This is a genomic window from Nocardia sp. NPDC050793 (genome assembly GCF_040654065.1).
Classification (GTDB): domain Bacteria; phylum Actinomycetota; class Actinomycetes; order Mycobacteriales; family Mycobacteriaceae; genus Nocardia.
Genome location: NZ_JBFAHG010000003.1, coordinates 163,504 through 190,105 on the forward strand (window position 1 = coordinate 163,504; position 26,602 = coordinate 190,105).

Annotated in this window: 26 protein-coding genes; 22 read left to right on the plus strand and 4 right to left on the minus strand. The window is 64.5% G+C overall.

The window, feature by feature from the left end; translation table 11 throughout:
• Positions 1-31 precede the first annotated feature (31 nt).
• Complete coding sequence (locus tag AB0H50_RS11285) at positions 32-496, minus strand: SRPBCC family protein (RefSeq protein ID WP_357449847.1); 465 nt, start codon at positions 494-496, stop codon at positions 32-34.
• On the minus strand, positions 496-2,211 hold the full coding sequence (locus AB0H50_RS11290; RefSeq protein WP_357449850.1) for an aldehyde dehydrogenase family protein: 1,716 nt from the start codon (positions 2,209-2,211) through the stop codon (positions 496-498). The genes AB0H50_RS11285 and AB0H50_RS11290 overlap by 1 nt, the downstream gene beginning before the upstream one ends.
• A 402-nt stretch (positions 2,212-2,613) precedes the next feature.
• On the opposite strand from AB0H50_RS11290, the gene AB0H50_RS11295 reads away from it, so the two are divergent.
• Positions 2,614-4,947, plus strand: a complete 2,334-nt coding sequence (locus tag AB0H50_RS11295; RefSeq protein ID WP_357449852.1) for an MMPL family transporter — start codon at positions 2,614-2,616, stop codon at positions 4,945-4,947.
• Between the two features lie 371 nt (positions 4,948-5,318).
• Here AB0H50_RS11295 and AB0H50_RS11300 read toward each other — a convergent pair whose 3' ends face one another.
• The gene (locus tag AB0H50_RS11300; protein ID WP_357449855.1) at positions 5,319-5,459 is read right to left on the minus strand and encodes a hypothetical protein; all 141 of its coding nucleotides are present in this window, start codon (positions 5,457-5,459) and stop codon (positions 5,319-5,321) included.
• Between the two features lie 95 nt (positions 5,460-5,554).
• On the opposite strand from AB0H50_RS11300, the gene AB0H50_RS11305 reads away from it, so the two are divergent.
• The 21 genes from AB0H50_RS11305 to AB0H50_RS11405 all read left to right on the plus strand — a co-directional run bounded on the left by AB0H50_RS11305 (position 5,555) and on the right by AB0H50_RS11405 (position 26,182).
• Entirely contained in the window at positions 5,555-5,773 is a 219-nt protein-coding gene (locus AB0H50_RS11305; RefSeq protein WP_357449858.1) for a phosphopantetheine-binding protein, read from the plus strand.
• A 37-nt stretch (positions 5,774-5,810) separates the two neighbouring features.
• Positions 5,811-7,118 (plus strand): wax ester/triacylglycerol synthase domain-containing protein, encoded by a 1,308-nt coding sequence (locus AB0H50_RS11310; protein WP_357449861.1) that lies wholly within the window; start codon positions 5,811-5,813, stop codon positions 7,116-7,118.
• A gap of 43 nt (positions 7,119-7,161) precedes the next feature.
• Entirely contained in the window at positions 7,162-8,808 is a 1,647-nt protein-coding gene (gene mbtM, locus AB0H50_RS11315; protein WP_357449864.1) for a long-chain-fatty acid--ACP ligase MbtM, read from the plus strand.
• Complete coding sequence (locus AB0H50_RS11320; RefSeq protein WP_357451513.1) at positions 8,805-10,019, plus strand: acyl-CoA dehydrogenase family protein; 1,215 nt, start codon at positions 8,805-8,807, stop codon at positions 10,017-10,019. Before mbtM ends, AB0H50_RS11320 begins: the two co-directional genes overlap by 4 nt.
• Before the next feature lie 2 nt (positions 10,020-10,021).
• A complete protein-coding gene (locus AB0H50_RS11325; protein WP_357449866.1) occupies positions 10,022-10,846 on the plus strand; it encodes a class I SAM-dependent methyltransferase in 825 nt (274 codons plus the stop codon).
• A complete protein-coding gene (locus tag AB0H50_RS11330; RefSeq protein WP_357449869.1) occupies positions 10,843-11,883 on the plus strand; it encodes an NAD(P)-dependent alcohol dehydrogenase in 1,041 nt (346 codons plus the stop codon). The genes AB0H50_RS11325 and AB0H50_RS11330 overlap by 4 nt, the downstream gene beginning before the upstream one ends.
• A 67-nt stretch (positions 11,884-11,950) precedes the next feature.
• A complete protein-coding gene (locus AB0H50_RS11335; RefSeq protein WP_357449871.1) occupies positions 11,951-12,427 on the plus strand; it encodes a MaoC family dehydratase in 477 nt (158 codons plus the stop codon).
• A gap of 47 nt (positions 12,428-12,474) precedes the next feature.
• On the plus strand, positions 12,475-12,648 hold the full coding sequence (locus AB0H50_RS11340) for a hypothetical protein (RefSeq protein ID WP_357449874.1): 174 nt from the start codon (positions 12,475-12,477) through the stop codon (positions 12,646-12,648).
• A gap of 30 nt (positions 12,649-12,678) precedes the next feature.
• The gene (locus tag AB0H50_RS11345; protein ID WP_357449877.1) at positions 12,679-13,542 is read left to right on the plus strand and encodes a RimK family alpha-L-glutamate ligase; all 864 of its coding nucleotides are present in this window, start codon (positions 12,679-12,681) and stop codon (positions 13,540-13,542) included.
• The gene (gene argC / locus AB0H50_RS11350; protein WP_357449880.1) at positions 13,539-14,552 is read left to right on the plus strand and encodes an N-acetyl-gamma-glutamyl-phosphate reductase; all 1,014 of its coding nucleotides are present in this window, start codon (positions 13,539-13,541) and stop codon (positions 14,550-14,552) included. The genes AB0H50_RS11345 and argC overlap by 4 nt, the downstream gene beginning before the upstream one ends.
• Positions 14,549-16,390 (plus strand): M20/M25/M40 family metallo-hydrolase, encoded by a 1,842-nt coding sequence (locus tag AB0H50_RS11355; protein WP_357449882.1) that lies wholly within the window; start codon positions 14,549-14,551, stop codon positions 16,388-16,390. Before argC ends, AB0H50_RS11355 begins: the two co-directional genes overlap by 4 nt.
• On the plus strand, positions 16,387-17,190 hold the full coding sequence (locus AB0H50_RS11360) for a 1-deoxy-D-xylulose-5-phosphate synthase N-terminal domain-containing protein (RefSeq protein ID WP_357449885.1): 804 nt from the start codon (positions 16,387-16,389) through the stop codon (positions 17,188-17,190). The genes AB0H50_RS11355 and AB0H50_RS11360 overlap by 4 nt, the downstream gene beginning before the upstream one ends.
• Positions 17,187-18,107, plus strand: a complete 921-nt coding sequence (locus tag AB0H50_RS11365) for a hypothetical protein (protein ID WP_357449888.1) — start codon at positions 17,187-17,189, stop codon at positions 18,105-18,107. The genes AB0H50_RS11360 and AB0H50_RS11365 overlap by 4 nt, the downstream gene beginning before the upstream one ends.
• Positions 18,104-18,994, plus strand: coding sequence for a family 3 encapsulin nanocompartment shell protein (locus AB0H50_RS11370; RefSeq protein WP_357449890.1), 891 nt, complete (start codon positions 18,104-18,106; stop codon positions 18,992-18,994). The genes AB0H50_RS11365 and AB0H50_RS11370 overlap by 4 nt, the downstream gene beginning before the upstream one ends.
• Before the next feature lies 1 nt (position 18,995).
• The gene (locus tag AB0H50_RS11375) at positions 18,996-19,898 is read left to right on the plus strand and encodes a hypothetical protein (protein ID WP_357449893.1); all 903 of its coding nucleotides are present in this window, start codon (positions 18,996-18,998) and stop codon (positions 19,896-19,898) included.
• Between the two features lie 29 nt (positions 19,899-19,927).
• The gene (locus AB0H50_RS11380; RefSeq protein WP_357449896.1) at positions 19,928-20,695 is read left to right on the plus strand and encodes an SDR family oxidoreductase; all 768 of its coding nucleotides are present in this window, start codon (positions 19,928-19,930) and stop codon (positions 20,693-20,695) included.
• The gene (locus AB0H50_RS11385) at positions 20,695-22,365 is read left to right on the plus strand and encodes an AMP-binding protein (protein WP_357449899.1); all 1,671 of its coding nucleotides are present in this window, start codon (positions 20,695-20,697) and stop codon (positions 22,363-22,365) included. The genes AB0H50_RS11380 and AB0H50_RS11385 overlap by 1 nt, the downstream gene beginning before the upstream one ends.
• Positions 22,362-23,510, plus strand: a complete 1,149-nt coding sequence (locus AB0H50_RS11390) for an acyl-CoA dehydrogenase family protein (protein ID WP_357449901.1) — start codon at positions 22,362-22,364, stop codon at positions 23,508-23,510. Before AB0H50_RS11385 ends, AB0H50_RS11390 begins: the two co-directional genes overlap by 4 nt.
• A gap of 31 nt (positions 23,511-23,541) precedes the next feature.
• Positions 23,542-24,120: an adenylyl-sulfate kinase gene (cysC, locus tag AB0H50_RS11395; protein ID WP_357449904.1), complete on the plus strand. Its 579-nt coding sequence runs from the start codon at positions 23,542-23,544 to the stop codon at positions 24,118-24,120.
• 3 nt (positions 24,121-24,123) lie between these two features.
• On the plus strand, positions 24,124-25,143 hold the full coding sequence (locus AB0H50_RS11400) for a 3-oxoacyl-[acyl-carrier-protein] synthase III C-terminal domain-containing protein (RefSeq protein WP_357449906.1): 1,020 nt from the start codon (positions 24,124-24,126) through the stop codon (positions 25,141-25,143).
• 52 nt (positions 25,144-25,195) lie between these two features.
• Entirely contained in the window at positions 25,196-26,182 is a 987-nt protein-coding gene (locus AB0H50_RS11405; RefSeq protein WP_357449909.1) for an acyl-ACP desaturase, read from the plus strand.
• Here the strand turns inward: AB0H50_RS11405 and AB0H50_RS11410 are convergent.
• On the minus strand, positions 26,179-26,421 hold the full coding sequence (locus AB0H50_RS11410) for a hypothetical protein (RefSeq protein ID WP_357449912.1): 243 nt from the start codon (positions 26,419-26,421) through the stop codon (positions 26,179-26,181). The genes AB0H50_RS11405 and AB0H50_RS11410 overlap by 4 nt on opposite strands.
• Between the last annotated feature and the right edge of the window lie 181 nt (positions 26,422-26,602).

The window sequence follows — 26,602 nt, forward strand, 5'->3', positions numbered from 1 at the left end:
CCCATTCGCTCGCCGCCGGACCGCATCCTGGTCAGATCGATCGGATGTCGGTGAGCAACGCCGCGCCTTCGGTCAGGGTCGCGGTCCCCGTGCTTGCGACGGAAACCGAATCCACCACCGCCTGGAGAACGGCGCGCCCTATGACGCGATCTATCGCTCCTGCCCAGTTCGGCACGCTGGTACGGAAGTCGAGCTGATAGTGGAACAGTGCACCCCCGGCATCCGGGGCTACGCTCCATGACCCAGCGAACTGGGCGAACGGGCCCTCGACCTGGTGGAAGGACACGAGCATGTCCGATGATTCCGCTGGGTGCGATTCCTGCTGGCGCCACTCCAATCGGCCGTTGCGGAACGGGACGATCCAGTGTGACGTCGAATCTGCCGTGTCGCGGGAGATCTGGGCTGCCGCGTCTCGCGCCGACCGATAGGCCCGTAGTGCCGCGAAAAGCTCAGCGGGCTCGTCCGCTGACTGCATTTCGACTGTGTAGGTTGGCATCACGACTCCTGGTGGGAAAGCGCAGGCACATGGTCCACGCCCTGCAGGCGAGTGGTGCGCAGCATCAGATAGTTGGCTTCCCCGAAGGCCCCACCGGTCCACCCGGTGCCGCCGTGCGTGGGCAGTAACGGAACGAAGCCGCTGTGTGGCGAGTTGATCTTCAGTTGCCCACAGGTGGTGACGGACTCGATGAACCGTGCGGTGACGACCTCGCTCCGCGCCCACAGCGAGTTCCGCAGGCCGTACTTGTTGCTGTTGACGAACTCGAGCACCTCATCGAGCATCTGGTCGTCGGTGCGGTTCGCGTCGGGAACCACCACGGGCAACAGCGGAATGAATGTCTCGTTCTGCACGGCTAGGCATGCTTTGGCCGCTTCCAACCCATCTACGCGCAGGATCGCGGGCTCGAGGAACAGGCCGGTACCGCTCGGCGCGCCGTCGACGTCCACTCGACGGCCGCCGGCCAGCAGCGTGGCCCCGCGGGACAGGGCGTCGGACAGATAGTGAAAGTAGTTGTCCGACTGGAGCACCGGTGTCAGCACGACTGCCGGGTCATCCGGGTAGCCGGGTCGGATGTTGCGGACCGCCTCGGCCAGCCGTTCGAGGAACTCCGTGGCGATCGTCGGATGCACGATCAATTGGTTCGGTAGGTTGCAGATTTGACCCGACTGGGTGAAGAACTCGATCGAAGAGGCAAGCGCCGCATCGAGATCCGCGTCCCGCCATACGACACTGCAGTCGTTGCCCGCCAGTTCGAGGATCGGTTTCTTGCCGCGGCTCACGCATTCACGTTCCAGCGCCAGCCCCTTGTCGCTACCGCCGATGAACACGATCGAATCGACCAGCGGGCTGTCCAGCCACTGTCCCATCATGGGTGGGCCGCACAGCGCGTTCAGCGTTCCCGGAGGTGCCTGGAAACGCTCGAGTACCGGTGCGACCACTCGGCGCATCGCGTACATGACCGCGAGCGGGACACCGCGCGGTGCGCGTACCACGACCGCGTTGCCTGCCAGCATCGCGGTGATGCCGAACATCGCGTTGGCCATCGGCGAGTTCTGCGGCGGGTTGATGCATACGACGCCGTCAGGGACGCGCCGCAGGGTGCGACGATGCCCGTGCCATTCACTGTCGAATCGCATCTGATCGCCGCACCAGCGAAGCGATTCGGCGCTGAAGGTTACCTCGCTGATGCTCGAAATGAGCAGTCGCGCAAGGGAAGTCGGCTGCCCTTCGCTGACCAGGAGCGCGGTGAGCTGCTCGGTGTGCCTGCGCAACTCCTCGGCGATGGCGGCACCGATCGCCAGACGCGTATCCAGCGGTACGCGTGCCCACTGTGGTGCGGCCGCCGCCGCGGCTTCGAGTGCGTGATCCACATCGGCCTCGTCGGCAACGGCACAGCTGCCGGTCACCGCGGTTCCGGCGGCGGACAACGGCAGGGCGCCGGCATCGAGGTCGCGCTTGAGCCGGAGTGCGGCGTTCGTGTCGTCGAGAACGGCCCGCATGCTCACAGTGTGCACATAGGCACCTGTTGAGCTGGGAATATCCTTCCCGCCGAGGTACGAATCCATTACATATGGCGGTCCGCTATCGAATTCATTCTGCTGGTCAGCCGCTGCAATGGCGGATCCTGCTTCACTCATCAGGTCGAGCCCCCTCCAGTGGTTTCGCCCGCATAATCGCACTCGTTGTCGGGTCGAAATACTTGGTAGCCGCACTCATGGAGAAGGAATGCGCAACCCCCATGAAACGTCCCACCAATGCTCATGAAACGTGCGGAGCAACGCTATCGGTTCGTGTCAGTGGTTGTCAATACCTCTGATCAAATTTGTGTCACTGTTGACGTCGGTTGTACTGCTGAGTTAGGGTCGGCGTGGGCCGTGGGAGTTCGGCCCGAACGCGCAGAGGGGGCATTTTGTCTGCTGTCGATCTTGCTTGTGTGCCGACGGTATCTTTTTACGCGCGCCGGTCGCGCGCATAATCCCACCAGGTCGGTACTCGGTATATCTGATGCCGAGCGAGTTGGCTGAGTGATTGCACATGAATTCTGTGAGCCCTTGCGTATTCGGCGATTCTGCCTGAACTTCGAGTGCTTCATGACGTGAAAGGTAGGCAACCGATTGGCTGGGGGACCGATTTACGGCTCAGTGAGTCGAGCAATCGCGGATTTTGTTTTCCATCGCCGCAAGCTGGTGTTGGTCGTCTGGGGTCTATTGCTGATTCTCGGTGCGCTCGGCGGTGCCACGCTGCACGACCGCTTGAGTATCGGCGGCTGGGTCTCACCGGACAGCGAGTCGACCCGCGCGGCAGAGGAACTCGCGGAGGGATACCTCGGCCGCGGCGCGACCTCGGCGATCCTGGTCGTCCAGGATCGGCAGTACTCGGCATCGGACGCGGAATTCGCGGCCAGGGCCGCCGAAGTTCTGCGGTTCGCGCACAACGACAGCACGCTGCGAGTACGCGACTCGATCGGCTATTCGACCCTGAGCGGACAACCACAAGCCGCGTTTCTCGGTAAGGATCGTGACACGACCCTCAACGTGATCGGCTCCGATCTCACGATCGATGAGGCATTGAAGGCAATGCCGATACTGCAGTCGACCATGGAATCAGAGTTCAGCGGTAAGAGCTTGGCCGTACGGGTAGTATCCACCCAAGCGGTATGGGGTGAAGCCAATCTGCAAACGCAGAGCGGATTGGTGAAGGCGGAGCTGATCACCGCGCCGCTGATCCTGCTGGTGCTGTTGTGGCTGTTTCGTGGCGTGGTCGCGGCGGTACTCGCCGTGACTGTCGGCGTGACGGCTATCGTGTTCACGACCGGAACGCTCGGGATACTTTCCCACGAACTCGAGTTGTCGATATTCGTCGAGAACATCGCGACGATGCTCGGGCTCGGTGTGGGGATCGACTATTCGTTGATCATGCTGAAACGGTTCGAAGAAGAACTTACTGCGGGCCGCGCCGTGCGGGAAGCTGTGCTGGCGACGGTTGCGCGGGCGGGGCATGCGGTGGTGGCTTCCGGAGTAACGGTGATTGCCGCGCTCGCCAGCCTGCTGCTGATCGATCTCAATGCCATCACCTCCATGGCGGTCGGCGGGATGATGGTGATCGCCTTCGCGATCCTGGCGACCGCGGTCCTGTTGCCGACACTGCTGTGTGTGCTCGGGCCGCGGGTGCTTGCCGGGCGTATCGGACCGCTCCGGCGAACCGGTGTTCTGCCGCTCGAGGAGACGGTTTGGTACCGATTTTCTCGGTTTGTCATGCGGCGTCCCGTGGTGTTCTTGGTCGCTGGTGTGACGGTGTTTCTGGCCTGTGCGGCACCGGCGGTCGGCATGAAACTCTTCATTCCGGATGCCCGCGTCATCTCGGCAGATTCCGCGCCGAGGGAAGGTACGGAGCGCATCATCGAACAGTTCGGCGCCGGGGTCGCCACGCCGATTCAGGTCGTCGTGCGCACCGAAGCACCGATCGCGGAGTCCCCCGATCGAAGACTGATCGCGCAGCGGATCGCCGAACTCCGGACGCTTCCCCACGTAGTGGCTGTGAACTCGCCATTGCTCGTGCTCGGCATCGCCGACCAGCATGATCCACTTGCCCTGCTCGCCCCAGAACAGCGCAGTCGCGTTCCCGGCGATGCCGCGCAGATCGTCGACTTCTACGCGGCCCGCGATGGACGCTCGATACTCGCCGAAGTGATCACCGATGTGCGATCGGCATCGAGTGAGAGTGTCGACGTATTACGTGCCGTCCGTGGCAATCTCGCGGATCTGCCCGCCAGTGTCGACGTAATGGTCGGTGGCGAAACCGCGGGCGGTGTCGACACCAACACTATCATCGAGGACGGCCTGCCCTCGGTGGTCCTCACGATGCTCGCCGCGATCGCCTTGGTGCTGTTCCTGAGCTTCCGATCGCTGGTGCTTCCGGTCAAGGCGATCGCGCTCAACCTACTGTCGCTGGGGGCGATGTTCGGGATTCTCACGGCGATATTTCAACGTGGTTGGGGTGCCGCCATCTTGCCGTTCGAGGTGAACGGTTACGTCGTCAACTTCGTCCCGGTGATTCTGCTGGCGGTCATCTTGAGCTTGAACACCGATTACGAGGTCTTTCTCCTGACGAGAGTGCGTGAGTCGTTCCTGCGAACCGGCGACAACGTCGCATCGGTCGCGGAGGGCGCGGCACGCACCGGGCCGTTGATCAGCGGTGCTGCGATCCTGATGATCTCGGTATTCGCGGCATTCGGCCTCGCCGGGATCATTCCGATCCAGCAGATCGGTATCGGGGCAGCGATTGCGATCGCGCTCGATGCGACCCTGGTTCGACTCGTGCTCGTTCCGGCCGCCATGCGCCTGATGGGAAAGTGGAACTGGTGGAGCCCATTCGGTTCCCAGGGCGGGTCCGGCCGCCCGGCCGAGGTGGCCGCCGTCGAAGAAAGGCAGCCCGACCCGGTTTCGTAGCGCGACGATCAGCAGCCCAGTGATATCGGAACGCTCGGAAATCGAGTGTTGCTATGACACTGGGCTGGTGATATCGCAAGGTTGTGGTTCATCTCGAATTAACTTCGAAGATTTCAGGAATTGGCGACAGTGTGCTTTGGCTGCGGCAAAGGACGCTCCGGCCTGTCATAATTCTTCTTGCTGAGGAAAAGATCGTCGCGAGTGAGGAGCGCCGTTCTGGTGCGCAATCTGTCTCGCCGTAGCCGGGCGCTGTTCGTGAACGGTGACCCGGATACCATATGAAAACACCAATCCGAACCCGATAGCGCCCGGCCGAAGGTCGGGCGAGATAATCGAAGTTAACGACTGAATGGTTTGTCGATCCGTTGACATCAGTGTGATCTATCGGTATGGTCGAAATTGATCTTGGGGAGTTTGATCGAAGGGGAAAATTTCTGCCGCGTCTCGAGGCGCGGCTTCGGCTGTGGCATGCCGGTCGATCCTGCTTCTTTTTCCCGGTGTTCTTCGGTCATGCCTCGAGTTTGCTCGCCCCCTCGTATTCGCCGAGGGATTAACGAACGGAAGGGTCGTCTTGTCCAAGTCGGAAATATTGCCCGAGCTGCGTGAAGTGTTCGAGCGCGATCTGTCGATCGAGCTCACGGACGACATGATCGATCTGGACCTGATCGAAGACCTGGGTTTGGATTCGGTCGCGTTCGCGATTGCCCTGGTTGCCATGGAGAACGCCACCGGGGTCGCCGTCGCGGAAGAGGACCTGCTCGAATGCAAAACCGTTCGCGACGTGAACAATTTCGTGCGGGCGTATCTCGAAAAAGAATCTGTCTGAGGGCAGCTGTGAGGTAGTGATGCACATGCCTGGTTTTATGACGCGAAAAGCAAAATCGACATCCGGTGCGGCCGGCCGGCCGGTATTTCTGTCGGAGACCGACTGTCTCTACCTGCGAGCCGAGGACGAGACCCGCCCGATCCATTGGACGTGCGTCGTCGAACTCGAACGCGGTGAAACCCTGCTGACCTACGAGGAGGTGCTGAGCAGGGTGCGGGAACGAGTCGAACAGAGCGATCTCTACCGGTTCCGGTTGGCGGACGGAGAACCCCGGCGGCCGAGGTTCGTCGTTGCGGCCGATTGGCATCCGGAATCGCATGTCAAGGCGGTGACGCTACCGAGCCGTCCAGCGGTGGACGAGTGGATCGCGGACGTCGTGGCCGAGCATCTGCCGACGAACCGTCCCCTCTGGGAGATGGCCCTGGTTAACCAGGAAGACGAAGGGCGCCAGTACGTCGCGCTCCGCGTGCACCATTGCATCACCGATGGGTTGGCCGGGGTGGCATTCGTCGGGCTGCTGGCGGACACCGTCTCGAACACGGTCGCGGAGTTCGATCGGTTCCTCTCCAGCGAGCGCTTCGAGTTGGAACGGCCTCCGCTGCGGGAACGGTTGCGCATCATCGCGGAAGCCAACAAGCCGCAGCGGTCGCGGCCGTCGCAGCGGACGCGGCCTCAGAACACGACCCGCAGCAGAGTCGTCGCCTCGTTGTCGCTGCCGACGGTGCAGCTGCGGCGGCATGCGCTGGCGTACCGGGCATCGACCAATGAATTCATTCTGTCCGCGGTCGCCGCCGCCTTCAACGCGTCGTGCGCGGCGGCCGGCGAGCCGCGTAGCCCGCTACGCATGCAATTTCCGGTGACGCTCGACCGCAAACTCCGGCACACCGGCAATGCGGCGTCGATCAGCATCATCGAGATGGACGGCATGGTGACCGACATCGCCGGGCATCTCGAACGAGTGAAAGACGAGTTGCGCCGTGCGGCCGAATCCGACGGCGCGGCAAAGGTGATCGTCGCGGCGGCGCCGTTGAAGTACCTCCCGTGGAGGGTGCAGAAGAAGCTGGCCGGAAAGGCGCTCGCTGATATCTGTGATCTGAGCGTCGGGGTGAACCCCGGATTCAGTACTTCGGAAACAGTGCTGGGCCGCAGAGTCACCCGGGTTATGCCGTACGTGCCGATTGTCGGCTATCCGGTGTCGGTGACCACCCTCATGTTCCGCGGCGAGTTCACCTTCGGGATCGTGGCCAACCCTGATGACTTTCCTGGAGATTTCCACACCTTTGTCGAGTGTCTGCACCGCATCGTGACGGGATCGGCCGTCGGGTCCGAACTGACCGTCGGCTGAGCCTGCCGACCGAGGTGCAAAGAGAGTTCAACCAGGGGGTTTGATGTTCACCGCTACCGAACCGATCGAGCGGGATCTGTCGACGAAGATCTTCGGAGCATTGTCGTCGAGTCGGTATTCGCTGATGACGCTGGATACCGGGTCCAAGGAGTGGATCGACACACCGTGGCCGGAGGTCGCGTTCCTCGGACAAGGTGTCGCGGACTGGCTGTTGGCGGCGGACCGCGACGGCGATCGCAGTCCGATCGGCATTGTCGGCGATCCCACGATGGAGACCATCGCCATCGTGTGTGGGGTCTGGGGTGCTGGTCGACCCATAGCGATATTGCCCGGCCCGGTGCGCGGAACCACCGAGGCGGCGTGGGCCGAGGTCACCATGGCGAAGTTCGCCGCGCTCGGCTGTGCGGCGGTGTTCGCGCATGACGGTGTACTGTCGCCGCTCGCGAGATTCGAGGCAGGCCCGCAGGTGCTGGCATTGCCCACGGTGCGCGCGTGGCGCGCAACGGAAGTCCGGCTCGATCAGTCCTACAGTGGCCAGCTGCCCGCGGTGCTGCAGGGCACCGCAGGGTCGACGGGCACACCGAAAACCGCTGTGCTTTCCCGTGATTCGCTGCTGAACCACTGTATCGGGCTGGAAGGGCGGCTGGGCGGTGGCGTGGACAGCGATATCGGTTGCACCTGGCTTCCGCTGTATCACGACATGGGCCTGACGTCACTGATCGTGGGTTTGGTGTACGGCGGACAGACGTGGCTCGCGCCGACCAGTGCCTTCGCGCGGTCGCCGTTCGAGTGGTTGCGTTGGCTCAGCATGAGCCGGGCGACGCTGACCGCGGCCCCGAACTTCGCGTACAACCTGCTCGGCCGGTACGCCCGCCGGGTCGACGATATCGACCTGAGCAACATGCGGTACGCGATCAACGGCGGGGAACCGGTTGACTGCGACGGTCTTTCGCGGTTCTGCGACGAGATGGCGCGCTTCGGCTTCGACGCTCGTGCGGTGGCGCCCTCATACGGTCTGGCCGAAGCGACCTGCGCGGTGAGCGCTCCGCATCCGATGAGCGGATTGACCGTCGACCGAATCGAGATCGTGGAGAGCGGCGCCGCTCGACCGCTGGCAGCAGCCGCCCTCGGTCCGGCCTTGCCGGGCATGGAGATTCGGGTGGTGCCGAGAGCGGCGGGCGACCTGGAAGTCACCGGCCGTGACGTCGGGGACATCGAAATCCGCGGCCATACGATGATGAGCGGCTACCGCGAATCGGCGCCGATCGATCCTGCGGACTGGTTCCCGACGGGCGATATCGGCTATCTGCACGAAGGACAGCTCTACGTGTGTGGCCGATCGAAGGAAATGATCACGATCGCGGGTCGCAACCTGTTCCCGCAACAGGTCGAGAACGCGGTGAGCGAGATCCCTGGAGTTCGCGCGGGCGGAGTCGTCGCCACCGTCGTCGCCACCGGCGGTGGTCGATCGATACGTCGTCCCGAACTCGTGGTGGTCGCCGAATTCCGTGGCAAGGACGCCGATCAAGCGCGTAGCCGCATACAACAAGCCGTGGCAGCCGAGTGCGGCGTCGTACCGTCGAATGTCGAACTGGTGTCGCCGGGCGCGTTGCCTCGAACGACCTCCGGAAAACTGCGTCGGCTCGAGGTCGGCGGGTGGTTCGCCGACAGGAAGGTTTCCGTCGAATGACTGTCGTTGGCACCGCCCCCGATGCGGCCGAAGAGTTCACTACACCAAAGGATTTCAAGGAACTGCTGGCCGGATATCTGACCCCCGAGGTCGAGCGGATCGCTGCCGCCGCGGAAGTCGCGGGGGAGTTCCCGAGGATCCTGATCGAACGCATGGGCATGTCTGGAATCCTGCGGGAGAAGTGGCGCTCGGGCAGCAGACCCGATCTGGCAAAGCTCAACGAACTGGCAATCACGCTGGGTCGCTTGGGTTCTGGCGGCATCGGTCCCGGCCTGAGCATCCATGATTCGGCCATCGCCATCCTGCGCAGGTTCGGCAGCAACGCCTACCTGAAGGGGCTCGCGGAATCCGCGATCGACGGACAGACCGTGCTGTGCCTTGCCGCCTCTGAGGCGTCCGGCGGGTCTGATCTGCAGAATGTCGAGACGATCGCGAAGCGCTCGGGTGACGGGTACACGCTGGTCGGGCGGAAGAAGTTCGTATCCCTCGCACCGATCGCGGACCACGCGCTGGTCGTCGCGCGCTGCCCGGATGAAGGTAGTTCGGCCCGCGAGAGCGGCAACGTCGCGGTCTTCGCGGTGCCGATGAAAGACGTGACCGTCGGGCCCGCTTACCGCAAGGTCGGCGCCGCAGCGCTGTCAACCGCGCCGATCGAGTTCGACACCTGGGTGAAGGAAGAGCAGCTTGTCGCCCGGCCGGGAGTCGGTCTGTTGGCGATCAGTTGGGGACTCGCTCACGAGCGGCTGTCGGTGGCCGGGCAGATCGCCGGGTCATGTGAAGTGGCAATCGCGATCACGCATGCGCGCATGGTGCACCGCAAGCAGTTCGGTCAGCGGTTGTTCGACCATCAGGCGTTGCGACTTCGCCTGGCCGACCTGTGCGCCAGGGTCGACATGCTCAAGCTGGCGTTGAGCGGTCTCGCCGCCACCCAGTCCACCTTGGATCTGCGGTCGTCGGCCGGGTTGAAGGTGACCGCGGCCCGGTTGGGAGAAGAAGTGATGGCGGAATGCATGCACATCTTCGGCGGTGCCGGCTACCTGCTCGACGAAACGCCGGTGGGGCAGTGGTGGCTGGATATGAAGCTGGCCCGCACCGCCGGTGGTTCCGATGAGGTGCTGTGGGAGCTGGTCGCTTCGGGCATGAAGCCGGATGTCGCCAACTACCAGCGCTTTTACGAACTGTCGCCAGCCAATGACGGAACAAGGAAATGAACATGAGTTCTGCACCGGACGGTGCGATCACCGTCGACGAGTCGACCATCGGAACGGTTGACAAAGATACCTATCGACAGTTCTACGACCAGATCAGCCAGGGCCTGGCCACGACCGGGCTCGGCAAGTTGTCGTCCTTTCTCAATTTCGGCTACGTCAGCGTCGACGACCAGGACGAAGCGCGCGGTGAGCTACCGCGCCGCGCCTTCAACACACATTCTGTGCGCCTGGCCTTCGAACTGATCGCTGACACCGAGCTGACCGGGCGTTCGGTCCTCGATGTGGGATGTGGCCGGGGCGGGGTCGCGGCGCTGCTGGCAACGGAGTTCGGCGCCGAGGTCCTCGGAGTCGACCTTTCGCCGGAGGCGATCGCGTTCTGCGCAGAGACGCACAAGCATCCGTCGGTACGTTTCGAGGTTGGTGACGCGGAGAATTTGCCGGTCGGCGCCGCGTCTCACGACGTGGTGACCAACATCGAGTCGTCGCACACCTACCCCGATCTCCTCGCGTTCCTGTCCGAGGTGCGCCGAGTGCTCAAGCCCGGCGGCGTGTTCCTGCACACCGACGTGCTGCCGGCGCAGCGCTGGCCCGATGTGCGGGAGGCGTTGCGGGAGAACGGCTTCGAAGTACTCGATGAGCGTGACATCACCGCCAACGTGCTCGCCGCCCGGGACAAGTTCGGCTCGGGGCGAATCGAGGTACTCGGCGAACAGAGTGCGCTGATGGAGAACTTCCTCGCGGTCCCGGGTTCGGCGATGTACGAGCAGATGACGATGGGCAGCCTGCAGTACCGGATCATGCGGTCGCGGTTGGGCGGGCACCGGTGAGATCCGTCGCCGCGTACGTGGCTGATTCGTCGGGGGGACCGCTGACCAGGACGGCGATCCCGCGTCGACCGGTCGGCCCGGCCGACGTGCTCATCGACATCCATTACGCCGGTGTCTGCCACACCGACATCCATATCGCCAGGAATGAATGGGGCACGACCCACTATCCGGTCGTGCCGGGCCATGAGATCGCCGGTGTGGTCAGGGAAGTCGGGAGCGAGGTCACATCGCACCGGCCGGGCGACCGGGTCGGCGTTGGTTGCTTCGTCGACGCGTGCCACGAGTGTGACGCCTGCACATCCGGGGTCGAACAGCACTGCCTGCGCGGGGCCACATTGACCTACAACTCGTTGACCGCCGACGGCACCGTGACTTATGGCGGGTACTCGTCGGCGATCGTCGTCGATCACCGCTTCGTTGTCTCGATACCGGACGCGATTCCACTCGACGCCGCGGCGCCGATCATGTGCGCGGGCACGACCGTCTACGCGCCGCTGCGCCGGTTCGGCGTCGGCACGGGAACGCGGGTCGGCATCATCGGGCTCGGGGGTCTCGGCCACCTCGGAGTGATGATCGCCCGCGCGCTCGGCGCGGAGGTCACCGTGCTGAGCCAGTCGTCGGACAAGCGCGACGACGCGCTGCGGTTCGGTGCGACGCGCCATTTCACCACCGGTGCCGCAGCGACCTTCGATGAGTTGGCCGGCACGTTCGACGTGGTACTGAATACGGTTTCGTCGAAAATCGATTTGAACCCCTATTTCGCCACCCTCGCTCGATACGGCGTCCTGGTGGAGCTAGGTATTCCCGATGCACCCCTCGAGCTCGACGGATTCTCCCTCATCCTCGGCGACAGATCGTTCGCCGGATCGTTTGTCGGTAGCGTCCGGCAAACCCGGGAAGTGCTCGAGCTCTGCGCCGAGAACGGTATTCGTCCGCAGATCGAGGTGGTCGCGGCGTCCAGGGTGAACGAGGTGTTCGCGTCGATCATCGACGGCCGAGCACGATACCGGTACGTCCTCGATACGAGGGAATTATGAGCCGCGCTCGTTCACCGGTGCGGGGATATCGGTCGGCGGACCGACGCATGGATGGGAGGTGGCGCCCGTGTTGACACTGAGTGGTGCCGAAGAGTTGCGGTCCTATGTCGGAAAGGAACTGGGCGTGAGTCCGTGGCGTGAGATTCCGCAGCAGGCGATCGACGATTTCGCCGCGGTGACCGGCGACGACCAGTGGATTCACGTCGACCCGGTCCGCGCTGCCGAAACCGAATTGGGTAGCACCATCGCGCACGGATGCTTTCTGCTGGCACTGGGCCCGCGGTTTGCCTACGACATGTTCTCCCTGGACGGATTCGCGTACGTGCTGAACGTCGGTTACGGCACCGTGCGGTTCACCGCGCCGGTCCCGGTCGGCGCCAAGGTGCGCATGCGGGCTGTGCTCGGTCGAGTGGACGAGGTTCCGGGGGGTTTGCGGATCACCGTGACGCAGAACTTCGAATGCGAAGGCGTCGACCGGCCTGTGTGCATAGCGCAGAGCCTTGTCCGTGCCCTATACGCCACGCCGGACGGCCAGGTGAACTGAGCGCGCCGGACGGTGGGCGTTCTTCAATCTTTTCCCGAGGAGTAATCATGAGTTCCGTAAGTTGTGTCGTATGTCCCGGGTCGGTCGCGCTGCCGGCCACCGTCGAATTGTCCGAGATCGTGGTGTGCCGCGATTGCGGACAAGAACATGAAGTGATCGAAACCGATCCCGCCGTGCGGCTGGAACTCGCCCCCGAGATCGAAGAGGATTGGGGCGAGTAGGTGATCCGCGCGAAGCGTGTGCTGGTGTCGGTGACGGTCCTTAGACCGGAAGAGAAGGAGATCCTGAGCTCACTTCGAGAGCTCGGCTGCGCGATCGAAGTCGCGAACCGTCGGAACTACGCCCAATTCTTGGGCTCGGCTGATGCACGGCCATCACTCGTCCTCATGCGTAATGTTTCGCGCAACGAGAACCTCCGTATGGCTCAATTGTTCGAGCATGCCGGAATCGCGGTGATCAATTCCGCCGCATCGATTCTGACTTGCTCGGGGAAGGACATACAAGCGCTCGCTTTCGCGCGGCACGACATCCGTCATCCGCAGACTCGGCTCGCGTTCACCTTCGACGACGTGTCGTCGTTCGTAGCTGGACTCGGCGGTGACGTCGTGATCAAGCCGGTGAATTCGTCGTGGGGTCGCGGTGTGGTGCGGATCAGGACCGAGGAACAGTTCGCGGCCTGGCGGGCCGGCTGGGAGAGTGTCGACGCGCGCGGCCGCGAGTTCCCGGTGATCGTGCAGCAGCACATTCCGAAGGCTGACCACGATCTACGCGCGATCGTCATCGGCACCGAGGTCGTGGTGGTGATCAGGCGGGACGCGATCGGCCTGCGAACCAACACCGCACTCGGCGGCGTCGCCAAGCGGGTACCGATCGAACCAGAGGTCCGCAGCCTGTGCGCCGAGGTGGTGGCGATGTTGGGGCCGGGATTCTACGGAATCGATCTCGTCCGGTCGACCCTCGATGGCGAGTACTTCGTGCTCGAGGTCAACGCGAACCCGGAGTTCGCGCGATCGGCACCAGCGCACGATGTCGACATCGCCGGGCTGTTCGCGAGTTACACCACCTCGGTGCTCGGCATCGAGCGCGAGTTGGCCGGGCTGGGAGCGCCGTCATGACGAGAGTGTCGGTGCTGGGCGCCAGTGGCTATATCGGTGGTGAGGTACTCCGGCTGCTCGGCGGTCACCCGCAGGTCACCGAGATAGTCCCGGTGAGTTCGTCCAGGGCAGGGGACATCGTCGGCGACACCGTGCGCGGAGTGCGCAATTCCTCGGTCGGCGACCTGCGCTTCGTCGACATTGATGCGATGCCTGACGTCGACGTCGCCATCGCGGCCATGCCACATGGGGCGCTGCCCGAGCGGTTGGATTCTGTGTCGGCAAAGGCGTCGACGGTGATCAACGTCGCCGGCGACTTCCGGTTGACCGACCCGGCGGCAGCGGCCCGCCACTATCCCGCCTCGGCCGCTACACCGGTCGCCGGGGCCTATTACATCCCGGAGTTCGGCGAAGTTCCGGACGGTTCGCTGGTGAACATGCCGGGCTGTATGGCGGTGGCCGCGCTGTATGCCGCGCTGCCGCTGTACCGGGGCGGCCTGGTGTGCGGGCCGGTGGTAATCGAGGCGAAAACCGGGTCCAGTGGCGGCGGTGTGCACGGCGAAGCACACGCACAGCGCTACGGCGACATCCGGATGCATCGGTTCTTCGGCCATCGCCACGAACCAGAAGTGCGCGAGGCGATCTCGCGATACTCGGGAAAGGATCCGGACATTCAGTTCTCGACGGTGAGTCTGCCGATCAGCAGGGGTGTCTTCGTCAGCGTGTACGCCCGGCTACGACCGGATACCGGAATCACGGAGGTCCGACGCGTCTACGCGGAGGCGTACCGGCATTCGGCTTTCGTGAAGGTGCGCAACGGCCGCAGCCCCGGTTCGTTTCCCTCGGTCAACACGGTGATCGGCACCAACTTCGCGGAGGTCGGCGTCGCGGTGCGCGGGGAAAGCTGCGTTGCCGTGTGCGCGCTGGACAACCTGATCAAGGGTGGCGGTGGCCAGGCGGTGCAGGCGATGAACAAGCGACTCGGTCTCCCGGAGGAGACTGGTCTCATGGCCGCCGCGAGGTGGCCGTGAAGCCGTACCGTCCGCTGTATGTCGTGAAGATCGGCAATCGCTCGATCCGCGCCTCGCTGGTGTGGTCACAGATCAAAGACCTGGTGGATGACGGCGCGCACGTGCTGGTCGTCGCCGGAGGGTCCGCGGACCTGACCGAACACTACGCGGCGATGCATCGGGAGCCACCGGTGCTGACCATGGAAAACGGCACCTCGGTTCGGGATTCGCGGCACGCGGAGATACCGCACATCGTCGACTCGTACCGAACCCGGACGTTGCCGAGATTGGTTCGTGCCGCTGAGCAGTTCTCGCTGCGGGCGACGGTGAGGTCTGCCGGTGCGGACGGATTGGTGCGTGGCGTTCGTAATCGCCCGATCAAGGCGCTGTTCGGCGATCGGGTGACGGTTGTTCGTGACCTGATGGTCGGCCAGGTCGCCGCCGTCGACACGGTACGGGTGCGCGAACTCCTGGCGTCCTGCGATGTGTTGTGCCTGACACCACCGATCGCCGACCCCGACGGCGGATGGTTGAACATCGACGCCGACGTGCTCGCGGCGCAGCTGTCCAACGAGCTGTCCGCCGATCACCTGCGCATCGTCACGTCGACGCCGGGACTGCTCGCCGATCCCGAGGACGCGCGCACGAGGCTGCCCGATCTGTATCGGGGCGAGGGTTACGCGTACGCGTCGGGTCGAATGCGGCAGAAGGTACGTGCCGTCGAATTGGCCGATTCGGGTACCGCGGACATTGCCATCACCGGCCCGGACACGCTGGACACCACGCTGGGTACGCGGTACTGGCGGGTCGGGCGCTGCGCCCCGGAGCTGGATTTGCTGTCGAAAATGGTGGACATCTCGTCGGTGTCCGGCGACGAGCGCGAGCTCGCGATCTTTCTGCGGGATTGGGCGACGGCCCGAGGACTGTCCGCGGACCTCGACAAGGCCGGAAACCTGGTGGTCAGTGTCGGGGAGGGGTCGTTCACCGTGCTGTTGCTCGGTCATCTCGACACCGTTCGGCACCGGTGGCGCCCGCACTGGCGGGACGGGGCGCTGACCGGGCGGGGCAGCGTCGATGCCAAGGGGTGCCTCGCGACATTCCTCGAGACCGCCGCGTCGATTCCGGTACCGCCCGGTGCCCGGCTCGTGGTGGTCGGCGCGGTCGAGGAGGAGACGACGTCGCGTGGGGCGTTTCATATCCGGGACAACTACACCGCCGACGCTGTCGTGATCGGCGAGCCCAGCGGCGAAGCCGGGCTGACGATCGGCTACAACGGCTTGCTGAAGGTACGCCTCGACTTCGGTACCGACGGCATGCATCCGGCAGGCGAGGGATCGGTCACCGGCGCGGACGGGATCATCGCCGAGGTCGTGGCGCTACGGCAGGCCGTCGCGGCTTTCGCGCCGCATGCGCTCGTGGCCACGCTGGACGTCGGAGCCGATGAGCACGGGGGTCGGCAGGTCGGGTACGCGGTCGTGGATATCCGGGTACCCGCGGACGTCGAGCTGGCCGGCCTGGTGGCCGTGATCGAAGCCCGCAGCAGCGAGAATCTGACCGTCGATGTGCTACGGGCGACGCCTGGGGTGATTACGCGGCGCGACACCGATCTCGTTCGATCCTTCGCGGTGGCGTTCCGCTCGGCCGGCCTGCGGCCGCGCTATGTCTTCAAACGCGGCAGCAGTGACATGAATACGCTCGCGACCGCCTGGTCGGACGTCGCGATGGTGGCGTACGGGCCTGGCGATGCGAATTACGACCATACGCCGGACGAGCAGATCACGGCCGCGGCGTATGAGACGGCTCGGGGCGTCTTGGCCTCGGCTCTGACTCGACTGCTCGACAGAGGTGCAGATAGATGACGTCCATTGTCGTGAACGAACTGGCGACGATTCTCGAACGACAGGCGCTGCGCTGCCGGGAAGTCGTGATCGATACCGCCGCAACCGAAGTCGGCTGCCATCTCGGCGGAAGTCTGTCGGTGGTGGAGATCCTGCTTGCCACGATGGCGATCGCGGACACCGAGGAAGGGTCCGCGGTGGTGCTGAGCAAAGGACACGCGGCTGCGGCGTTGTACGCGGCGTTGCATGTGCGTGGCGTGCTATCGGAGCACCCCGCGGTTTCGTATGGAAGGGCGGGATCCGCCCTCACCGGCCATCCCGGTAAGGACATGCCGGGGGTGCTATTCCCGACCGGAAGCCTCGGCCACGGTGCGGCCTACGCGGTCGGCTGGGCACTGTCCCGCAGGCTGCTCGCCCGGCCCGGTCGGACCTTCGCCATCGTCGGTGACGGTGAACTGCAAGAGGGACTTGTCTGGGAAGCCCTGCAGGTCGCCGCGGCGAAAAAGGTCGATGACCTGACGCTGATCGTCGATGCCAACGGGGGACAGAACGACGGGTACGTGGCCGACATCTCGCCGCTCGGCGACCTCGCGGCGCGATTGCGCGCATTCGGCGCTGTCGTCGAGACGGTGGACGGGCACTCGGTTCCAGCGCTACTCGACGCGCTCACCACAGGATCGGGCCTGCGCGCGATCGTCGCGCGGACGACCAAGGCGAAAGGCGTGTCGACCGCGGAGGGATTGTCGAAGTCCCACTACGTCCGCATCGGCAAGCAGCGTGCGCACCAGTGGAAGTCCGCGCTGGCCGGAGTGAACCGGTGACCCCCGCCGGGCTGTCCGGGCGCGACGCGTACAAGGACGAGTTGCTCGCGCTCGCTCGGCAGGACGACCGGGTGGTGTGCATCGAGACGGATGTCGGCGGGCACAACCACGTCTTCCAGGCGGAGTTTCCGGATCGGTTCTTCAACCTCGGCATCGCCGAAGCCGCGGCCATCGACATCGCCGTCGGTATGGCGAAGGCCGGCCTACGTCCGTATCTGTCCACGTTCGCGACGTTCGCCACGTATCGAGCGGCCGAGAGCCTGAAACTCGGACTGGGATATATCGGTGCACCGGTGGTGCTCGTCTGTCCGTATGGCGGCCTGGCTGGTGCGTGGTACGGCCCTACGCACCACGCGGTCGATGATCTCGCTGTGGTCCAGGCCATTCCAGGCGTGACCATCGGGGTGCCGTGCGGTGAGCAGGAAACCCGGTCCGCGCTGCGCTACGTGCACGCCGCGGGCAAGCCCGCGTATCTGCGATTGGCCCGTAACGAATCACACGCGGCGAGTGGCCATCCCGAGCCCGGACGGATCAACTGGTGCCGTGTGCCGGTGGCCGGGGCGCCCATTCTCGTCTCCGTGGGTGAGCGGTCGTCCGAACTGTGCTCGGCGGCAAGCGATTTGCGTGACGGGGTGGGGCACGCACAGTTGTGCTGGCTCGATGGTGATCATCTGATCGCGGCGGTCGCGGAGCTGACCCAGCGGTCGCGGCACCTGATTTTCGTAGAAGAGCACCGCCTACCGGGCAGCGTCGCATCGACGGTGGCAGTACTGGCCCGCGACGCCGAGGTGACCAGCGTCAACGTCGGGACCGGTTGGGCGTCGGTCGGTGGCGATCACCGCGACGTGCTCGCCGCGTATGGCGTCACGGTGGAGGCGGTATGCGCGGCCATCGACAATTCGAAGGAGTTTCAATGAGTAGCGGCACGGATTGGCTCAGTCGGCCACACGTCGGTTTGGTCGACGATACGGCCCACCGATTCACCGTAGGTGAGGAATTCGCCAGGGCGGTGGCCGGAAAGATCGGCTCCGATGGCGTCGTTGTTACCTACCGCACCCATCTGACCAGTGCTTTTCCCCTCTTCGCGCAGCGTCCCCGGTACGCGGTACGGGATCTGGTCAAGACCGCGTCCGCGGGTGACCGGCCCGCGAACTACGTGCGGGAAACGATCGGTGCCAACTCGCATCCGGCACGAGACCGTCAGTCCTACAGCGGAACCCGTGAGGCGCGGGCGCGGACGGACCTGGTGGAGCGGCCGATGACGGATATCCAGGTGGATGTCGATATCCCGACCGATCTGCTCGGGCACACCGCGCAGCTGGCGCACTTCGTCGATTACCGGGTCCTGGTGCGGCTGTCTGTGCGGGAGAACGAAACGCTCCTGCACGGCAGCGGCGATGGCGCCGTCACCGGTCTGCTCCAGGAAGACGGCATCCGCAGGCACGAGCGAATTTTCGACGGCGTCGAGGATCTGGTCTATCGCCTCGCGGCGGAAGTCGAGGAGGCGGGCGGATCGTTCGACGGCTTGATCGTCCACCCCCAGCAGTACTGGGATCTGGTGCGCTCCGGGACCCTGGCACGGCTCACCGCTGTCGGTATCAAGGCGTCGCGGACCAGGATGATCCCGGCAGGGCAGGTGATGCTCGGTGACTTCAGCGCGGCGGCGACCATGTTCCTGCCGCGGATCGGAAGTGTGGAGCTGCGTGGGAACGGTGATGGGCCGCAAAGCCAGATCAGGGCGTCAGCGCGATTCGGGTTCGCCGTGCCGCTGCCGGATCATCTGATCGTCGCGAGGACGAACTGACGTGACCAGTGCGCCGAAGCCGTCGGTGCTCTACATCACCGGCATGATGCGGTCGGGGAGCACGCTGGTCGGAAACATTCTCAACGAGGTGCCCGGCGTCGTCCACGTCGGTGAACTCCATTACCTCTGGAAGAACCTCGGTATGGCGACCGGGTCCAACGCGCAGTGCGGTTGTGGCGCTCCCGGGGCCGAGTGCGAGTTCTGGGCACCGATCTTGGACCACTCTATAGACCTCGGACTGTCGGCCGCCGTGGTTGCCGAGCAGCATCGGCATACCCGGGTCCGGCATACTCCGGCTCGTCTCGCGCGCCCGACGCCGACCCGAGCCGTGCCGGAGCTCGTCGAACAACGCATCGCTCTCTACCGCGCGATCCACCGGCGAACCGGCGGTAGCATCATCGTCGACAGCTCCAAGGTTCCGACGGAGCCGCTCGTCTTCGGGCTCGGCGGCGATATCGACTTCCGGGTACTGCACATCGTGCGTTCGCCGCACGATACGGTCGAGTCGTATCGCAAACCAAAATCATATATTCGGCGCGTATCGCCGTTGCGCACACTGGGCTACTGGACGTCCTTCAATATCGCGGCGGAAATGGTGATGCTGCGTTCGGATATTCCCGGGATGCGTATCCGTTACGAGGACTTCATTCGGAATCCGCAGCGCGGCATCGAGCGGATACTCGAGTTCATGGATCTCCCGGTGGAGTCGCCGATCAGCGGTGATCGGAGCGTCTCTTTCGGGGTTAATCACACCATCACCGGAAACCCTGATCGGTTCCGGCGGGGCGCCGTGGAAATAAAATCCGGGTCAGCTCCGAAGACGGTGCCGGAGCATATACGCCGTGCGCTTTCCATGGCGCTGGTAGCGCCAGTGGCGCTCCGCTACGGATATCTGAAATTCTGATCGCTTCCGGACTGTGAAATGAGCATGGTATGGAAATAGGCATAAAGGGTCGCGTCGCGCTGGTGAGCGCGGCGAGCAGCGGACTCGGGTTCGGCGTCGCGGCCGCGATGGTGCGCGAGGGCGCTACGGTCTGCATCTGCGGGCGCGATTCCGAAAAGTTGGCGAAATCAGTTGAACGGCTCCGGGATTCGGGTCCCGGCGGGGTGGACGCGACGGTCGTCGACCTGCGTGATCCTGCGGCCGTCCTGCAGTGGGTCGAGCAGGTTGTCGCGGACCATCAGCGACTCGATATCGTGGTGTCGAATACCGGCGGGGTCGACCACGGTGATATTCGTTCTTTCCAGCTGCCGGACTATCGAACAGCAGTCGAGTCGACAATGCTGCCACACATCGGGCTCACGCTGGCGACATTGCCGCACCTGCAGCGGAACGGCTGGGGACGAATCGTGTACATGACATCCGAGTCCGTCCGTGAGCCGATGGTCGACAATGTACTTTCGGGAACGGTGCGGTCCGGCATCTCTGCCTTCGCGAAGAACGTGGCGAACTCATACGGGCGATACGGAATAACCGCGAACGTGGTCGCGCCCGGATATCACCGGACCGCCGCCCTGGATACCCAGTTCGGCGATGCGATCGACCAGGAATTGGAGCGGCTGTCGGCGGAGCTGCCGGTCGGACGGGTGGGTGATCCGGCGGAATTCGGTGACGTCGTCACCTTTCTCACGGGGGAGTCGGCGGGCTTCATTTCCGGCGCGATGCTCGTGGTCGATGGTGGAAAGGCGGCTGGTATCTGATGGACCACGATGATCTCGGCGTTTTCGCGGATCCGGACGCGCCTGCCCATGTGGCCGCCGGTCTGTGGCGGAGCCACTCGACGTTGATCGATGACCTGATCGCGGCCGCCGATGCGAGTCCGGACAAAACCGCGGCGATCTGCTACGGCGAAACCGTGCGGCGCACGAGCTATCGGCAGCTCCATGATCGGGTGACCAGGCTGGCGCTGCTGCTGACCCAGCAGAACGTGCGGCGTGGCGATGTCGTGGCCATCCAGCTGCCGAACTCCGAGGAACTGATCGCTCTCGCCCTGGCTGTCTGCGCAGTGGGGGCGATCCCGGCGCCGATTCTGCCCGCCATGCGGGCCCGTGAAGTCGAATACATTCTGAAGCTCACCGAAAGCCAGGTGTACTTCGGCGCCGAATCCTTCAGGGGATTCTCGTATCTCCCAATGCTCGAAGAGGTTTCGGCCCGGCTCGCGCAGCCGCCGCGCTGCGTTCTCGTCGCCACATCGGACGAATCCCGGGCGCGCGTCGCGGCAGCGGGTTTCCCGTGTCTGTCCGAGTGGGAGGCCGCGCCGGTATCCGCGGAGTCGCCGAAAGCGTTGCGGCGCTTGGCACGCACGCTGAACGCCGACGACGTGTGTCAGCTGATGTTCACCTCCGGGACCACCGGTGAGCCGAAAGGGGTGATGCACACGCACAACACCCTGTACGCGATGAACAAGGTCCAAGCCGACGTCATGGGACTCGACTCGGCGACCATCACCTGCATGGGGTCGCCGACGGCCCATCAGGCCGGGTACACCTGGAACTTCATCATGCCGCTCATCCTCGGCGCGACGGCTGTACAGGTCGAGCGATGGGATCCCGACCTCGTGCTGGATATCATCGAGCGCGAGAAGGTCACGTTCTTCATGGGGGCGCCGACGTTCCTCATCGATCTGATCGCGGCGCAGGAAAGCCGGCCGAGAGATCTCTCGACGTTGGTCAGCTTCGTGACCGGGAGCGCCCCGATCGCGCCGCACCTCACCGAGGCCGCCCATCGGGTGCTCGGCTGTCGGCTGTATTCCGAGTGGGGGATGACCGAGAACGGTTGCGTGACGGTGACCCGCCGGAGCGAGCCGATGCTGCGCGCCAGCGAATGCGACGGTTCGGCGGTGGACGGCATGGCGGTACGCATCACCGCCGATGACGGCTCATCGGTCACCGCGGTCGGCCCGATCGGTGAGCTGCAGGTCAAGGGCGCGAGTCAATGTACCGGGTACTTCCGGCGGCCGGAGACCTACGCGGAATGCCTGACCTCCGACGGTTGGTTCCGCACCGGGGACCTGGCGCGCTGGACCGACGATGAAGGCATCCGCATCTGCGGTCGTACCAAGGACATCATCTCCAGGGGCGGCGAGAAGATACCGGTCGCCGAGGTGGAGAGCGCGCTGTTGGGGATGGCGGCGGTGCGCGATGTCGCTGTGATCGCCGTTCCCGACGCGCGTCTCGGCGAACGCTCCTGCGCCGTGCTGGTGACCGACGGCGCCGAGCCGTCGCTGCCGGAGATCACGCGACACCTCGAAGCACTCGGAATGGCGAAGATCTACTGGCCCGAGGAGATTCGGTTGGTCGAATCGCTGCCGCGCACGACCACCGGGAAAGTTCAGAAGTTTCTGTTGCGAGAAGGGCTGGGTTCACTGTGACCACGAGTTCGGCAGTAGTCACGAGACAGGAGTGGGTCGATCGCGCCCGCGAGGTCGCCGATCGCGTGCTACGACCCGCCGCCCGATGGCACGACCAGCACGGAGTGCTACAAGACGGGGTGCTGCCCGAGCTGGCGACCGCGGGCTTCTTCGGGATGGGCGTCGGTCGCGAATACAGCGGCTCGTCGGCCGGGTCGGTGGTCGTCGGGGAGGTGCTCGAACAGTTGGCACGGGTGGATATGTCCCCGTGCTACCCGATCCTCAATGCGGCACTGATCGGCAGCATCATCGAAGCGAATTGCTCGGACGAGCAGCGGGCGCGCTGGCTGCCCGGTCTCGCAGCCGGGGACATCGTTCCCGCGCTAGCGTTGACCGAGGAAGAGTACGGAACCGATGCCGCCAACATATCCTTCCGCGCCGACCGCGATGGCTCCGGCTGGATACTGTCCGGGCGCAAGACCTCGATCATGCTCGCGGCGTACGCGACGCACGCGCTGGTCTTCACACGAACCAGTGACGGTGGCGCGCAAGGTGTTTCGGCGTTCTTCGTGGCACTGGATCAGGCTGGGGTGCACCGCGACCTCTTCGATGACCTCGGGTGCCGAGCGGGTGGCCGTGGCGTACTGGACTTCTCGGCGGTGCGAGTCGAACGGTCGGAGTTGGTCGGAGCGATCGACAGTGGATTCGTGCAAGTGATGAAGGGATTCGGCTACTCGCGGGCGCTGATCTGCATGATGGCGCTCGGTACGGCGCAGGCGGCACTGGACGAGTCCGTCGAATTTTGCAGGCAGCGAACCACATTCGGAAAGCCGATCGGCGCGCACCAAGGGGTCTCCTTCCCGTTGGTCGACGCACACATCTCCGTCACCGCGGCACGTCTGCTGACGTTGGACGCTTTGGCGAAACGCGATGCGGGCGTTGATTTCAACGCCGCGACGAATATGGCCAAAGCGTGGGTGCCGCGGGTCTGTTTCGAGGCGGCGCATCAGGCGCTGCTCTCGTGTGGGCATCGAGGATGGTCCGGCGAAACGGGCTTCGGACGCAGGTTGCGAGATCTGGTCGGACCGGAGATCGCCGATGGTACGGACAACGCGGCCCGGCTCGTGGTCGCACGAAGGATCTTCGGCCGGGCCTACGCGCCCTGATCACACGAAATCTGTTGCTGAGGAGGTAAATATGCTGTGCGGCACCGTATGGCTCACCGGTCTGCCGAGTTCGGGAAAGACGACATTGGCGGCGGCGGTGTGCCGGGGATTGGGAAGCGAGGTGCGCACCGAGCACTTCGACGGTGACGTGGTACGTGCCAAGTTCTTCCCCGAGCTCGGGTTCGCTGAAGCGGACCGGCGCGCCAACATCCGCCGGATCGGCGAGCTTTCCATGATGGTCGCCAGACACGGTGTGCTCGCGGTGGTTTCGGCGATCTCACCGTATCGCGACGCGCGTGCCGATATCCGCGCCGCACATGCCGCCGCGGGCTTGGCCTTCATCGAGGTGCACGTGGATCCGCCACTGGCAGTCTGCATCGAGCGCGACGTCAAGGGTTTGTACCGACGAGCCGCCGACGGGCAGATCTCCGATATGACCGGTGTGCAGTCCACCTACGAGGCGCCGATCTCGCCGGAGCTGCGCTTGGACACCTCGATGCAGTCGATCGAGCGGTGTGTTACCGAGATCATCGACGTTGCCGAGCAGGCCATGTTGTCCGCGCGGCGCGGCCTATCCCTCTCGCCGGAGGCCGGCGCGGGGGTCGGATAGCTCATGCGATTCGACGCGCTCTGGGTCAACGGGGTAAGCGGCGAGTCGGGCGACCTCGTCTCGGTCGCCGATGCGGTAGCGGCAGGCCACTACCGTGCGGACGACATCGCCGAGACCAAGATGCGGTCGGTGTCGGTGCTCGATGTTCCCGCACCGGAAGCGGCGGTGACGGCCGGCGCCGCGGCATTGACCGCGGGGGTGGCGGAAGGTGCGCCGTCCCCCTCGTTCCTGATTCATTCCTATACCTTCTTCCAAGGCATCTCGATGTGGCCAACCGGTTGTTGGATCGCCAACCAGCTCTTCGGCGCGGACTCGGCGATCGTCCCGTTCGAGCTGACCGCCTACTCGAACAGCATGATCTTCGCCCTCGCGACGGCGGGGCGGATGCTCGCCGGTGATCCAGCGGTCGCGTCATCGATTCTGCTGACCTGTGCCGACCGTTTCACCGCTCCAGGGGTCGACCGGTGGACCTTGAGCTCCGGCATGGTCTTCGGCGACGGCGCGGCAGCCGCGCTGGTATCGAATGTGCCTGGGCGGTACCAGGTGTTGTCGGTCGAACTCGGCGCGGACGCGGGTATGGAGCCCCTGTTCCGCGGCGACGAAGGGCACAGTTCGATCCCCGCTCCGGTCGACATGCGGGCACGCAATCGCGCGTTCTTCCGAAAGGGAGAGCTGTCGCCAGCGCAGGTGCGGGCGCGGGCCGCAGCGGGGGTACGCTCGGTCGTCTCGAAGGCGATCGCGCAGGCAGGCATCGAGCGCAGCGAAATAGCCTGGGTTATCCCCCCTTTCGTTGGGGAGCGGATGTTCAACGAGTCCTTCGTCGAACCGCTGTGGGACTTCTCGGACAGCAGTGTGTTGGACCTCGGCCTGCGGCACGGTCATATGGGGCCGGTTGATCAGATGTTCGCGCTGCACCATCTCGAACAGTCCGGCCAACTGCTTCGCGGGCGTTGCGTGCTGTTCATCGGCACGGGTTTCGGGTTCACGTTCTCCGCGGCAGTACTGCGGGTGGCCGCCGCGTAAATGTTCCGTCATGCACAGCTGTGCGTGCGGATAGTTCAGAGAGGTAGCAGACATGCCCAAGGATTTGACTCAGCTCGCCCTCCTCACCGAGCTGGAGCCGATCGCCGAGGCGAATCTCAATCGACACCTGTCGATGGCCAAAGAGTGGCATCCGCACGATTACGTGCCGTGGGATGACGGTCGGAACTTCGCCGCGTTGGGCGGAACAGACTGGGAGCCTGCCCAATCCCGGCTTTCGGAGGTGGCCAAGGCCGCCATGATCACCAACCTGCTCACCGAGGACAACCTGCCCTCTTATCACCGAGTGATCGCCGAGAACTTCTCTCGGGACGGTGCCTGGGGTACGTGGGTCGGACGTTGGACCGCCGAGGAGAACCGGCACGGCATCGTCATGCGGGACTACCTGGTGGTCACTCGCGGTGTCGATCCGGTCGAACTGGAGCGGGCCAGGATGGCGGCCATGACAACGGGATTCGATCCGATGACCGCTATCCGGCACAGCGACGTCGGCGCCGCCGCCGAATTGGCCGACGGCTCGGTCCTGCACGGTCTGGCTTACGTGACCTTTCAGGAACTGGCGACTCGGGTCAGCCATCGCAATACCGGGAAGGTATGCGACGACCTGATCGCGGACCAGATGCTGCAACGCATCGCCGCCGACGAGAACCTGCACATGATCTTCTACCGCAACCTCTGCGGCGCCGCCCTCGACCTGGCCCCGGACCAAGCACTGGAGGCGATCACATTCATGCTGCTCAACTTTCAGATGCCGGGCGCGGGGAATCCGAACTTCCTCCGGTACGGCGCGCTCATGGCCAAGAACGGCATCTACGACATGCGACAGCATCTCGACGAGGTGGTCCTGCCGGTGCTGCGCAAATGGAAGATATTCGAGCGCAACGACTTCACCGCACGGGGCGAGAATACGCGCGAGCGCCTTGCGGAGTTTCTGGAGAAGTACCGGCAAGACACGCTCAGGTTCGAGGAACGGCGCGATCGCATCGCCGATCGCCTGTCTCGCGCCGAGGCCGGCCGCTAGATGATTGATTCCAAGGGGTGCGGTGCGCGGCTGCTGCCGGGGCTGGCTGTGACGAACAGACCCACCTTGGCAGGCGTCAGCTTGCCCACCCGGAACCTGACCGACCCGCGTCCGACGCTGGAGACGAACGCCCCGTAAGCGGCGTTCTCCGTCTCGGGAACCGCAGCCGAAAACTCCAAACCCAGACGGTCGAAAAGTAGCCTCGCCTCGGCCACATCGGGATGCACGCCAATAGACACCAACCAACTCCTCACCGAACAAGACCTGCCGATCAATGCCACGGCACAACAGGCCAAAGCCACCGGGCAAGGCAGCATACGACGCACCAGGCGCGCGCATCGATGTACGACCCGATGTCCTTCCTTTGTCGGATGTGGGTCGGAGTTCGGCTGCTCGACGATGAGAGTCCTGTCGTTCCGA

Excerpts from the sequence above, each read along its gene's own strand:
- AB0H50_RS11300 (WP_357449855.1), bottom strand. The coding sequence starts at position 5,459 with ATGACCGAAGAACACCGGGAAAAAGAAGCAGGATCGACCGGCATGCCA.
- AB0H50_RS11325 (WP_357449866.1), top strand. The coding sequence starts at position 10,022 with ATGAGTTCTGCACCGGACGGTGCGATCACCGTCGACGAGTCGACCATC.
- AB0H50_RS11385 (WP_357449899.1), top strand. The coding sequence starts at position 20,695 with ATGGACCACGATGATCTCGGCGTTTTCGCGGATCCGGACGCGCCTGCC.
- AB0H50_RS11370 (WP_357449890.1), top strand. The coding sequence starts at position 18,104 with ATGAGTAGCGGCACGGATTGGCTCAGTCGGCCACACGTCGGTTTGGTC.
- mbtM (WP_357449864.1), top strand. The coding sequence starts at position 7,162 with ATGTTCACCGCTACCGAACCGATCGAGCGGGATCTGTCGACGAAGATC.
- AB0H50_RS11310 (WP_357449861.1), top strand. The coding sequence starts at position 5,811 with ATGACGCGAAAAGCAAAATCGACATCCGGTGCGGCCGGCCGGCCGGTA.
- AB0H50_RS11400 (WP_357449906.1), top strand. The coding sequence starts at position 24,124 with ATGCGATTCGACGCGCTCTGGGTCAACGGGGTAAGCGGCGAGTCGGGC.
- AB0H50_RS11360 (WP_357449885.1), top strand. The coding sequence starts at position 16,387 with ATGACGTCCATTGTCGTGAACGAACTGGCGACGATTCTCGAACGACAG.
- AB0H50_RS11320 (WP_357451513.1), top strand. The coding sequence starts at position 8,805 with ATGACTGTCGTTGGCACCGCCCCCGATGCGGCCGAAGAGTTCACTACA.
- argC (WP_357449880.1), top strand. The coding sequence starts at position 13,539 with ATGACGAGAGTGTCGGTGCTGGGCGCCAGTGGCTATATCGGTGGTGAG.
- AB0H50_RS11405 (WP_357449909.1), top strand. The coding sequence starts at position 25,196 with ATGCCCAAGGATTTGACTCAGCTCGCCCTCCTCACCGAGCTGGAGCCG.
- cysC (WP_357449904.1), top strand. The coding sequence starts at position 23,542 with ATGCTGTGCGGCACCGTATGGCTCACCGGTCTGCCGAGTTCGGGAAAG.
- AB0H50_RS11340 (WP_357449874.1), top strand. The coding sequence starts at position 12,475 with ATGAGTTCCGTAAGTTGTGTCGTATGTCCCGGGTCGGTCGCGCTGCCG.
- AB0H50_RS11285 (WP_357449847.1), bottom strand. The coding sequence starts at position 496 with ATGCCAACCTACACAGTCGAAATGCAGTCAGCGGACGAGCCCGCTGAG.
- AB0H50_RS11380 (WP_357449896.1), top strand. The coding sequence starts at position 19,928 with ATGGAAATAGGCATAAAGGGTCGCGTCGCGCTGGTGAGCGCGGCGAGC.